This window comes from Micromonospora sp. CA-248212 (assembly GCF_050948405.1).
In the GTDB taxonomy this organism is placed as follows: Bacteria; Actinomycetota; Actinomycetes; order Mycobacteriales; family Micromonosporaceae; genus Micromonospora.
The window spans coordinates 727,942-739,434 of sequence record NZ_CP192023.1; the positions used below are offsets into that span (position 1 = coordinate 727,942).

Below are 11,493 nucleotides of genomic sequence, written 5' to 3' on the forward strand. Positions count from 1 at the left end.
CCAGTTGCGCGTACGGCATCTCGACACCGGCCCCTACGTCAGTCATCGGCGGGCTTCCGGACGTGGACCATCAGGTTGACCCCGCGGTCGGCCCACTCCGGGCGTTCCGACGCCTTCAGCTCCGCCGCCAGCGCCGCGTTGAAGAACTCCTGGTCCTGAAGCGCGTTCGACACGAAGCCGAGCTTCTCGTACGGGTAGCCGAAGTCCTCGGGGCCCGGGTAGGTGAGCAGCGGGACACCGTACACGCGGGGAACCTCGAAGCCGGCCCTTTCGCCGAGCTCCCGCAGGTCGGACGCGGAGTACACGCGCAGCGGCGGAACGTGCTCGGCCCAGCGCACGATCTGGTCGTCGAGGAGGGTGTCGAGTTCCTCCGGGGTGACGCCGTCCCGGCTCAGCTTGGAGTGCAGCGCGTTGGAGAGCGAGTGGGACATGAACATGCCCTGGGCGCCCGGCTTGAGCACGCGTGCCAGGGTGTCGAAGGCCGCCGCCGGCTGGTCCAGGAAGCTGAGTACCCCGTAGGTCGAGATGGCGGCGTCGAACGACTCGTCCGCCAGCATGGGAGCGTCCTCGAGGTCGCACAGCACCACGGTGACGCGTTCGCCGAAGGGCGACTTGGCGACGTTCTGGAGCGCTTCCTCGACCATCTTCTCCGACTTGTCGGCGACGGTGACGTCCACGTCGAAGTGCTCGGCGGCCCAGAGCGCCCAACGGGCGGTGCCACCTCCGGCGTCGAGGATGTGCTGACCGGCCTGGATGCCCAGATGTTTGTCCATGAGCGCACGCACCAGCGCGTCGGAGAAGGCCCAGAAAGGTGCCTCGTAGAATCCTTGCACATTGGGGGCGTAGGGCTCGAAGAACTTTTCGAACTGCTCAGTACTCATGAGTGACATAGCTACGCGGCCTCACTGGTCGAGAGTAAAAGGGCATTGATCAACGAAGAATGCGCATAGTCGCGGATGCTTGAGACAAATGTTTGGTTCGGTCATTACCGGGCATCTCGGCGCGTAGGAACTCGTTGCGTCACCTCGGTGGGGTTGGAGCGGCTGTTCTCGATATCTAGGAAACCTACCGGACGACAGTGACGTGCGACAAGGGGCTTCTGATCAATTGATCGACGGTTTCTTCAGGGTCTTGGGCAGCCAAGTGCACGCCCGCTGAACTCGGTGTTTCGCACCCGGTTCGGTGGCTGATCATTGGCTGGTATGCCTTTTGTGCGTGGGGTAGGAGTGCGGTCGTGGCATGAAGTGCGGAGTGCGTCAGAAAGCGGATTCAACCCCGTCTGACAGCCCGTGCCGACACGTTGTTCGGGATCACCGTCACCTTGCTGGGCATTGGCGGAAAAATCGGCAGACGGTCATCCGGCGGCGGTGTGCTCCGGAAGCGGACTGACCGTGTAGACCAGGGCGTCGCGCACTGCGGCAGCGCGAGCCCGCAGGGTCGCCACGTCCGGTGCGGCCAGGAGAAAGTGAGCGAAGAAGTTCTCCTGGTCGATCGACTCGGCCCGGTAGGGGGAGAGGACGAGACCGTCGACGACGCCCGGCAGGCCCAGCAGGTCGGCCACCGCACTGTGGCACGTGACGATTCCTGCCTCGTCCGCCTGGATCGGAAGCGCGCCCCACAGCTGGGCCTCGACCGGATGAGGTTGTCGAGCGGGCTCCCTCGGCTTGCGCTCGTCGGGGTGGAAGAGCGCCATGTCGATCAGGGTGTCGATCGGGTTCAGCCCGGTGAGTTGCGTGACGGCGTGCAGGTTCACGCCGCCGCCCACGCGCGGGTTGATCTCGATCAGCTCCGCGACGCCGCCGGCGGCCCGGCCCTCGACGTGGAACCAGGCCTCGTCGACACCGATGGCCGCGCAGAGCTGCGACACCCGGTCGGCCAGGCGCCGGGCGGCCTCGTCGACCCCGTCGGACGTGGGCGGGGAGACGAGTAGCCCGGTGTCGTGAAAGCGCTGCCCGACGTGCGCGTCCTTCTCGAAGATGACCACCGGGGTGAACCGGGAACCGGTCACCGGACCGTCCATCGAGAACTCGGTGCCGGGGACGAACTCCTCAAGGATCATCTCGCAGTCCGCGCCGAAATCGTGGGCCGCTTCGAGCAGGAAGGCAGTCGCCTCCGCACGGTCGTGCAGCAGCCGTACGCTCCGGGACGCGCCGCTGCGTTGCGACGGTTTGCCGATTACCGGGAAGCCCGGCACGTCGTCGAGTGGGAACGACGCGGCCGGCCCGGCCGTGAACCGCAGGTCGGAGAGGCCGTGCTCACGCATCGCCGACCTGACCTTCGCCTTGCTGAGAAGTGTGGCCAGACCGGGCGAAGCCCCATGCACGCCGAAGTGCTCCACGAGGTGGATCTGCCACGGGATCAGGGCTTCGACGAGATTGATGAGGGCAACCGGCGCCGGGGCCAGGGCAGCCACCTTGGCGGCAAGCTGAGACTCCGAGTCGTGCGCCCAATCGACCAGGACGTGGCCGTCGCACAGTCCTCGGTTGAGGTCGTCGGGCTCGTTGGACACGAGTACGGGCGAGTACGCCCGCTCCCGGAGGGCGTGCACGATGTAGCGCACTCCGCCGGCGTTCAGCTCGGAAAGGATTAGGACCTGCGGTTGGACTTGGCGGGGGACACTCATCTTCGGTCTCACCGTTCCTCGGGAACGATCGCGAACGCTCGCCCGCCGAGGTGGACGGCGCCGGACGCGATCACGATTACGCGACAGAAATGCTGGTGATAGGGGAAGGCGTCGTTGTTGACGTGCATCTGCGCCGACAGCAGGACATCGTCGGTGCTCCCGGGCGTCACCCGTACCTCACCGGGGTCCGGAACGTCGACGCCCTGGAAGTACTGCCCGTGCAGGAACCAGCCGACGGTGAGTCGGTCGGTCCTCCAGCCGTCGGCGCCCGGAAGCAGTCGAACCGTCCCGCGAACGTCCTCCCCGCGATGCCAGACCTCGGGTATGTCGATCAGCGGCACCTGTAGCTGAGGATCGGCGGGGGCGTCCCACACGTGGCTGCATCGATGGCAGAACGCGGCCGTGCGGGAGGTCCAGGGTCGGTCCGGGCTGGTGCCGACCAGCTCCTCGACGGTGGCGTCGCAGTAGGGGCACGGCGTCCGCGACGCGTGGGTCCGGGTGGCCAACACGGGCTCCCAGATGCTGTCGAACCCGGAGTAGGTGGCCGATGTGTAGTCGATGAGTTCGGCGGCCGCCGCCATCTGTGCCCGGGCCAGAAGGTCCGGGTCGGGTACGGACCGGGCTTCCAACTCGGCCACGCAGGTTTCGAGGGCCGTCGAGTTCAGGCCGAGATCGAGCAGGCTCCGCAGCAGCTGTTGCGGGGTCGCTGCCGTGCCGTAACCGGATGTCGGGGCTGTCGTAGCGGGCGCGACGTCGGGATCGGCCGAGCGTGCGGCGTCGGCCTCCCAACGCCTCAAGGTGGCCTCGTCGGCCGGTGCGACTCCACCGGCCACCAACCACGGGAACCCGAGCAGGGCGAAGTAGGGCAGTTCCGTCCCGGTCTCCCTCGCCCTGCCGTTGAGGGCTGCGACCACCTCACCCAGCGGGACTCCCGCGTCGCACAGACGGTGGAACGTCTCGGTGGCCCAGTCCGTCGTGTGGGAGGGGAACATGGGGCCGATGGCCGCCGCGGCGTAGCCGGAGCTGAGCGCGTTGGTCAGGAGGAACTGACGGGGCGCCCGGCCGCTGTGCGGGCGCCAGCTGAGGCAGGAGTTGGTGAAGACGACCTCGGCTCGGACCGATCTCGCCTCGATCACGTCGTCCAGGCTCACTCCGGGCAGGAAGCACGTGCCCTCGAACGCGCAGTGCGGAGCCCCACCACCCGTACCGAGCTCGAGCCACTGTCGGCGGGACTCGTGATCGCTGCCGCACAGGACGGTGTCGTTGAGCAGTACCGCGTGCTCCCGCCCGGACGACGTGATCGACAGGAAGGTCGCGCTGCCGGCGACGACTGCCTGGTGGACCGATTCGCGGGTGACCTGCGCCCCGCTGAGGACCAAGGCGCCGGCGCTCAGCAGCGGACCATTGGGGAAGGGGCTCAGGAACACGTGTTTCCGAGAGGCCGGTTCACGATGCCCCGACGCCAGGTTCTTCAGGATCAGCCAGGAAAGCTGGTCCAGGTCGCCCGCCGTCAGGAACCCGAGCCGGGGTACCCGCCCGCCCGGCCGGTCCCGGTACGCGTTGACCCGATCGACGACGGCGAGGGCGTCATCGACGGACACCTCGTCGGCGAGGGCGATGACGAGTACGTGGGCGGCCTGATCGTCGAGGACGAGATGCTCGCCGAGGCCGCCGGCCGGCAGCGCGATGACCGTTCCACCGAAGCGGGCCGCCAGCGCCTCGGCGACGCGGGCGACAGGCGAAGCTGAGACGCACACGACGCGAAGGTCGGCGACCGGTCGGGACCTGTCCGGCGTTCCCAGCGACGTGACGTCGACCGGTGCACTCCTGCTCCGCAGCACCGGGAACGAGTCGGGGTCCGCGAGCTCGCGCACGTACGTGTCGAGGTCGTGGTGTTGCGAGAGCATGCTGGTCTGTGTCATCGGGCGACCGGCCTTTCATGCTGCGGGGCGGCCGGGTCACTCACGTCGGGCCGTTCGCGGAGACGTCGCGAGGCTTCCTCTCCTCGGAACACCGGCACGGCACAGACGGTCGCGGCGAGCAGCGCCACCGCGACGGCGGATATGACCACGACGAGGAGCGGGCTCGTGGCGGCAGCCACCGGAACGGCCAGCAGCAGGCCGAGAGGCCGGCAACCGTACGAGACGAACCCGTCGAGCGCCGACACCCGCCCCAGCATCTTGCCGGGCACGCGCTGCTGAACGGTGGTGCCCCAGAGGGTGTTGAAGATCGCGAGAGCTACGCCGTAGACGAACATGCCGGCCAGGGTGATCGGCAGGGGGGCACCCGTCGCGAGCAGGATCAGGCCGGGCGCGACCCCGAGCGCGGTCGCCGTGTACGCGGCCAGCAGCGGGCGCTTCGGAACGAAGCGGGTGGAGGCGAATCCGCCGGCCAACATCCCGAGCGAGCTCGCGAGTAGCAGCGCGGACCAGCCGGCGACGCCGTCGTAGTGCTTGATCGCCAGGAGCGGGCCCAGCACCGGCAGCATGCCGAGCACGAGCATCTGGAACATTCCGGCGTTGGCGAGCCCGGCGGTCAGCCATGGCGTCCGTGCCACCTCTCTGACCCCGGTCACAAAGTCGGCGGCCCAGGAGCTGTCCGACTGGGCGACAGTTGCCGGGATCCCACGGATGCGCGTCAGGAGCAGGGCACTGGTGAGGAACGTCAGGGCATCGGCCAGTAACGCGACACCGGGCGAGGTCACGGACACCAGGAGGCCCGCCAGTGGGAACCCGAGGATGCCGACCGACGTGAAGGTCATGGACAGACCGGCGTTGGCGGTCTGCAGGTCGCGGCCGGTGGCGAGTCCGGCCAGGATCTTGCTCGTCGCCGGTATGTAGAGCGCCGCGGCTGCCCCGTTGACCGCGAACAACGCCACGAGCTGCCACGCCGAGGGGTTGCCGAAGACGATCAACATGCCGATCGAGGCCTGGGTTCCGAAGGCCACGAGATCCGCGGCGATCATGAGCGGCCGAGGCGGGAAGCGGTCGACCGCGACGCTGCCGAGCAGCAGCACCGCCACCTGGGCGATCGTGCGCGCGGCGAGGACGAGCCCGGTGAGGAATCCACTCTTGTCCAGCGCGAGCATCGCGAACGGAATTGCCACGAGGGCGAGGACATCGCCGAAGCCGCTGACGCCCTGGGAGGTCAGCAGGAGGCGGAACTCGCGCTTCAGCCCCGGACGGCTCGGGGTCTGCTCCATCTCGTCGGTCACTTGACCCGCACCGGGAGGGAGGTGAAGCCGCGGATGAAGTTGGACTGCAGTCGCACGGGCTCACCGTCCGGGATCAGTCGCACGTCCTTCAGCGCTGCGACCGCGTGAAGGAGCGTTTCGAGCTCGACCAGCGCCGGCGTCGCCCCTACGCAGCGGTGAATGCCGACGCCGAAGGCCAGGTGGTTCGTTGCCTTTCGGTCGAGGCGTAGTTCCAAGGGATTCTCGAATTCTGAAGGATCACGGTTGGCGGAGTAGATCCAGAGCAGCACGGTCTGCCCGGCCTTGATCGTCGTGCCGTGCATCGTCCTGTCACTGGTGGCCACCCGCTTGACGTAGGCGGCGACGGAGGTGAGCCGCAGCATCTCCGTGAGTGCGTTGGGCACCAGATCGGGGTTCTCGACCAGCGCGGTGTACGACCACGGCTCCTGCATCATGAGCAGCAACGACCCGGACGCCGTGTGGGCGGACGTCTCATTGCCACCGAAGACGAGATTGACGAGGTTGTAGATCACCTCGTCGCGGGTGAGCGTGCCGGTGCGTTCGGCGGCGAGGAAGTGGCTGAGGGCGTCGTCACGGGGCTGCGTGGCGTGTCGTTCCTCGAGAATTTCGTCGAGGAACCCGAGCAGCTCTATCTGTGCCACGGCCCGTCGGGTCTCCTCGGGCACGGAGAGGTCGGACAGCGTCTCGTCCCGGTAGCCGACCACGGCGTCGGTGAGGTCGACGACGTGATTGGCGGCGGACTCGTCGATGCCGAGCAGCGTCATCAGCGCGGCGACCGGAAGTTGACGCGAGATGGAACGCGCGAAGTCGCCACCGCCGTCGGCCAGGAGGATGCCGAGTTCGCGATCGAGCAGGGCCTGGAGCTGCTGGCGGATTCGCTGCGCCATCGCGGGGCCGAGAGCTCCGAGGAACACCCGGCGGAAGTTCCGATGCTCAGGCAGGTCGCTCGCGACGAGCATCTTGCTCCTGGCGGAGTCCTGGTCCGAGTGGAAGGAGCTGCCCATGATGGCCCCGCTCAGCGAGCTCAGCCAGTCATGGTCGCGGTAGCAGGCGGAGACGTCCGCGTAGCGGGAGAGGTTCCAGAAACCCTCTTCCGACCCACCGTCATTCCAGTAGACAGGCTGCTCTTTCCGCAGCTGCGCGAACATCGCTTCGGGGGCGTTGGTGCGAAAGAGATTTGCGTCGCGCAGGTCGGGAAAGGACTGCGTCATCGCGTGGCCCGCTCATCGATCAGTTCGGACAGCGCGGTGAGCGTCTTCTCCTGGAGTAGATCCTTGAAGCCGAGGTCGACCGAGAGCTCCGCTTTGATCATCTTGTTCAGGCGGAACAGCAGGATCGAGTTGCCGCCGAGCCGGAAGAAGTCGTCATCGAGACCCACGGGGGAGACCCGCAGGAGCGTGCTCCACATGGCCCCGACCCGCTTCTGCGTCTCGGTGACAGGGGGAGTGAAGGCCGACAGGCGTGCGCTCTCGGCGAGAGCGAGCATGCGCATCTCACTCACGTCGCGCTTGCCGTGGTCGGTGGAAGGGAGTCGATCCACGGTGACCAACGAGTGCGGAACCAGGTGCGCGGGGAGCCGCGACTCGGCGAACTCCCGCAGTTCGGCGACGCTCGCCCCCGAGCGCAGTACGACGATGGCGACCAGGGACGGCTCCACCGACTGCCGTTCCACGATCAGCACAGCGTCGTCGACGGACTCGTGATCGAGCAGAACACGCTCGATCTCGATCGGGTCCACCCGGTGCCCGCTGACCTTGACCATCCGATCGCGCCGGCCCACGAACTCGAGCCAGTCATCGTGCTGCACGAGGATGTCTCCGGAGCGGTACGTCGCCACCTCGGCGTCCCCGATCACGGCCGTCCCGAAGACGGCAGCGTTCTCAACCGGGCTGTCCTGGTAGCCCAGGCTCACGCCGGGCCCGGCGATGACTGCCTCGCCGGGCGTGCCGGGAGGCACGGGGCGACCCGCCTCGTCCACCAGTTCGATGGAGCAGCCGTCCAGGGTGCGACCCAGGGGGATGCTCGGCTCGTCCGCATCAGCCGGGCGGACGGCGTGGATCGTGCACGCGGTGGTGATCTCGGCGGGGCCGTACAGGTTGTACAACGTCCCAGCGAAGCCTCCGTCGTACAGCTTGCGCACCGCGGAGACGGCGAGCACGTCCCCACCGACACCCAGCACGCGCACTCCGCTGAACGCCCGGGGATCCGCCTCGATGATGTGGTTGAACGCCATCGTCGGCACCAGAAGAGCGGTGATCCTTCGCGAGGTCAGCTGCCGCTCGATGCCGGTGGCGAGCATCTGGGGAATGTGCGGCAGCGTAACCAGCGTCGCGCCGGTCGCCAAAGCACGCCAGATCTCGTAGTGAAAGGCGTCGAAGGACAGGCTGGAGATCTGGCCCATGCAGTCGTCGGTGCCCAGGTCGGGCAGCGCGTCGTTCAGGGCGAACCAGGTCAGGCCCGAATGCCCGAGCACGATGGCCTTGGGCTGACCTGTCGATCCGGAGGTGAAGACCAGGCCGGCCGCGTCCGACGGCGACGGCGGGGTGAGGTCGTCGACCGCCCCGGACGCCGCCGGGAGGTCGCCGGCATCGAGTACGAGAAGTTTCGCGTCGCCGTCGACGCGGTGGACGAACGAACTCGACACCATGACGAGGGCCACCCCGGCCCGGGAGAACATCTCCTTGCGACGTTGGTCGGGGTCCCGTGGGTCTGCGCACACGTAGACGCCTCGGGCCTTGAGGACGGCGAGGAGTGCGACCGGAACGATGGCCGAACGCTCGAGAAGCAGACCGATACGATCGCCCGGCTCGGCGCCGGCCTCCACGAGGGCCAGCGCGAGGTCGGTCGAGAGCCGGTCGAGCTCGCGGTAGGTGAAATCCATCTGGTCGTCTCGGCACGCGCTGTGGTCGGGATAGGCAGCGGCGGTCGCGGACACGAGCTCGACAAGGGTCTGCGGTGACGGCGGTGGCGCTGTGTCAACGGCCGGGCGTGTCGATCTGTGGTCTACCACGGGCGCTCCCTCGTTTCGATCTCAGGAATGTCTGGTTGAAAGGCGATGTGATCGGTGCTGTTGGGCTGCCAGTCCGGGGGAATCCAGCCGGAGTACTGCGGCGCCTCGGTCGCCTCGCCGAAATCCGTCAAGGTCGGATTGGCGTCGGCCTGCAGCCTCTGAGATCTCCTTGGCGACGTCGGCCTCTTCTGGCTCTCGCTCCGGGCCGGTCATGCCGTCGCGATCCGGATCGTCGTGCGCGACGCCTGAAGGATCCGCAGTACGTCGTCGTGGGTTGCCGCAGCGCCGAGCAGGAGGACGGTCTCGCCAAAGGTCCCCATGCCGACCGACACGACATCTCCCGGATGTTTGAGCACCCGGATCGATTCGACTCCGGGGTGCCGCGCCATCTCCTCGATCCCCCGGATGCCGGCGATGGTCCCCTCCAACTCGGGATAGAGGGAGATGTGATAGCTGACGGAGTCGGAGCCGATCGATGCCAGTTCGTTCCGCGCCTCGTCGGAGCGGCCCAGCGCGATGGCGTACCCGGCCCGGACGAGCGCTCCGGGACTGCGCTGACAGAGCAGGCTGTCGACGAGCCCGCCCAGCCGGCCGTTGACCTCGATGATGACGGGGCCATCGGGCGTGAGCTTGAGTTCGGTGTGGCAGAGACCGTTCTCCACACCGAGGGCTTCGATCGCCTTCGTCGCCTCGGCGTACGCGTCGGCCCTGACGACATCGGGCAGATTGTCCGGGAAGACCATGCCCGTCTCCCGGAACGGGGGCGTGATGGGGAACCGCCCGGAGACGCCCACGTGCGTCGGCGAGCCGTCGATCACGGCCGACTCGACGGAGATGTAGTCGCCCCACTCCGCTCCGGCGACCGTGGTGTCACCCTGGAGGATCGACTCCAGGATGAAGGCCTCACCGGGCAGCCCCTGGGCGGCCAGACTGTCGAGGAGCGGACGCAGTGAGCCCGGGTCCGCGACCCGATAGGTGTGCCGGCTGCCGTAGCCGGCCCTCGGCTTGATGATGGCCGGGAACCCGATGCTGTCGAGTCCTGGCGACGAGACGCCGTCGACCGGGACAAGAAAATCGGGACCACGCGCGCCCTTTGCGCGCAGGCGTGAGCGCTGCAGGAACTTGTCCCGCAGGAGCCGCGCGGCCGACGTCCCGACCGAAGGGAGCGACAGCGCCTCGGCCAGCTGGGCCGCCGGAGCGATGCCGGGGTCCGCGAACGACACGACGCCGTCCGGCTGGCCGATCACATCCAGCAAGGCGAGCGGGTCACCCGGGGTGAACTCGTGAACCAGAGCGATCTCGTGTAGCAGGTCGAGATGAGCCGCGACCTCGTCGGAGCCCTTCGGCACCGCGAACGACAGCTCCGCCGTACCCTCGGCGTTCGACAGGAGCTCGAGAGGCGATGCGGATCCGCCGTCGAAGACGACCACCAGATGAGGAAGCTTCACTGCGCCATCCACTCTGGAGTCCGTGCGCGTGCTCGATCGCCGGCCGACCCGGAAGTGTTCAGCGTGGCCACGGCGGCACCTCGATTCATCCTCGATGGTGGTTGGTCGGCTGGGGACAGTCAGGGGAGGATGGCAACGCCGTTCTCACGGACGAATACCTGGAAGTCGCGGATGTCCGTCTGCTGGGTGACCCACATGAGCAGTCGTTCGACCCCGAGGCCGAAGCCGCTGGTCAGCATCGGCGCGGTGTCCTTCATCGCGACATACCACCCGTACTCGGTCTCAGGTACCTCGTGCAGGCGCAGCGCCGCCCGTACCGATTCGCCGTCGACGTGGCGCTCACCGGCACCGACGACTTCGCCGGGGCCGAAGAGCAGATCGCCGTTGAGCGCGTGTCCCTCGCCGTCGTTCGCCTGGTAGAACGGCACGGAGCGCTCGTCGAAATGGGTGATCCAGACGAACTCGCCACACAGTTCCATGAGCTTGCGCTCGCCGGCGCGGGTGAGCCCCCGGAAGCCAAGGTCCGGATCGGTTTTGACCAGTTCCGGGTCGCCGTCGAGCATGTCGATCGCCTGATCGAGGGTGAGACTGCGGAAAGGCGTTGGATCATCGAGACGGGCGAAGTGGTCCAGAGATCCGCTGGCCCTCGCGATATCCGGGCCGCACTCGCTGCGAAGGCGCAGGAGGATGTGCCGAATGTATTCCTCGACGAGAACCTGAGTGTCGGCGAGGGTTCCGGGAATCTCGGCCTCGCTGTGGAAGAACTGGCACAGGTGGGTCGAGTCGGATGCCTCCCCCCGGAAGGACGGCATCATGTAATAGGCACCCGCCTCGCTGAGGCGGCAGAGGTATTCGAGCCCGAACTGCATGGAATCGGCGAGGTACGTACGCACGTCGAACATCGACACCGACACGGGGGTCGAATCGCTACCCAGACCCATCGGTGACGAGATCGACCCGGTCGTGACCGGGAGGTGACCGAAACGGACTCCGCGCGCACTCCAGAATTCAACCGTGGCTGAGGTGATGCAGTCCTGGAGTTTGACGACGAGGCGGTACCATTCGCCTTGGAGCGCCTTGAGGTAATGGGTCTCCGAGTCCTCCCAGGTGCGGGGAGGGGTGATGTTTTCGTCGGTCATGTCAGATTCTCCCGGACTGCGGGCGCCGGAGCCCCTGCGGAAGCTGGGGCTTGCAGATT

The 11,493-nt window shown here is 67.5% G+C and carries 8 protein-coding genes; all 8 read right to left on the minus strand.

Translation table 11 applies throughout. The features are described from left to right. Nucleotides 1-38: 38 nt before the first annotated feature. The 8 genes from ACQP03_RS03390 to ACQP03_RS03425 all read right to left on the minus strand — a co-directional run bounded on the left by ACQP03_RS03390 (nt 39) and on the right by ACQP03_RS03425 (nt 11,434). Nucleotides 39-881 carry a class I SAM-dependent methyltransferase gene (locus ACQP03_RS03390; protein WP_433460237.1) on the minus strand — a complete coding sequence of 281 codons (843 nt, stop codon included), beginning with the start codon at nt 879-881 and terminating at the stop codon, nt 39-41. Nucleotides 882-1,354: 473 nt separating this feature from the next. Beyond that, complete coding sequence (locus ACQP03_RS03395; RefSeq protein ID WP_357124287.1) at nt 1,355-2,623, minus strand: ATP-grasp domain-containing protein; 1,269 nt, start codon at nt 2,621-2,623, stop codon at nt 1,355-1,357. A gap of 8 nt (nt 2,624-2,631) precedes the next feature. Further along, nucleotides 2,632-4,545 (minus strand): hypothetical protein, encoded by a 1,914-nt coding sequence (locus ACQP03_RS03400; RefSeq protein WP_357171921.1) that lies wholly within the window; start codon nt 4,543-4,545, stop codon nt 2,632-2,634. After that, entirely contained in the window at nt 4,542-5,837 is a 1,296-nt protein-coding gene (locus ACQP03_RS03405) for an MFS transporter (protein WP_357171920.1), read from the minus strand. The genes ACQP03_RS03400 and ACQP03_RS03405 overlap by 4 nt, the downstream gene beginning before the upstream one ends. Beyond that, nucleotides 5,834-7,048 carry a cytochrome P450 gene (locus tag ACQP03_RS03410; RefSeq protein WP_357124297.1) on the minus strand — a complete coding sequence of 405 codons (1,215 nt, stop codon included), beginning with the start codon at nt 7,046-7,048 and terminating at the stop codon, nt 5,834-5,836. The genes ACQP03_RS03405 and ACQP03_RS03410 overlap by 4 nt, the downstream gene beginning before the upstream one ends. Next, entirely contained in the window at nt 7,045-8,718 is a 1,674-nt protein-coding gene (locus ACQP03_RS03415; protein WP_433460241.1) for a non-ribosomal peptide synthetase, read from the minus strand. Before ACQP03_RS03415 ends, ACQP03_RS03410 begins: the two co-directional genes overlap by 4 nt. A 338-nt stretch (nt 8,719-9,056) precedes the next feature. Next, nucleotides 9,057-10,295 carry an ATP-grasp domain-containing protein gene (locus ACQP03_RS03420; protein ID WP_357394175.1) on the minus strand — a complete coding sequence of 413 codons (1,239 nt, stop codon included), beginning with the start codon at nt 10,293-10,295 and terminating at the stop codon, nt 9,057-9,059. A 119-nt stretch (nt 10,296-10,414) separates the two neighbouring features. Next, a complete protein-coding gene (locus tag ACQP03_RS03425) occupies nt 10,415-11,434 on the minus strand; it encodes an asparagine synthetase A (RefSeq protein ID WP_357394173.1) in 1,020 nt (339 codons plus the stop codon). Between the last annotated feature and the right edge of the window lie 59 nt (nt 11,435-11,493).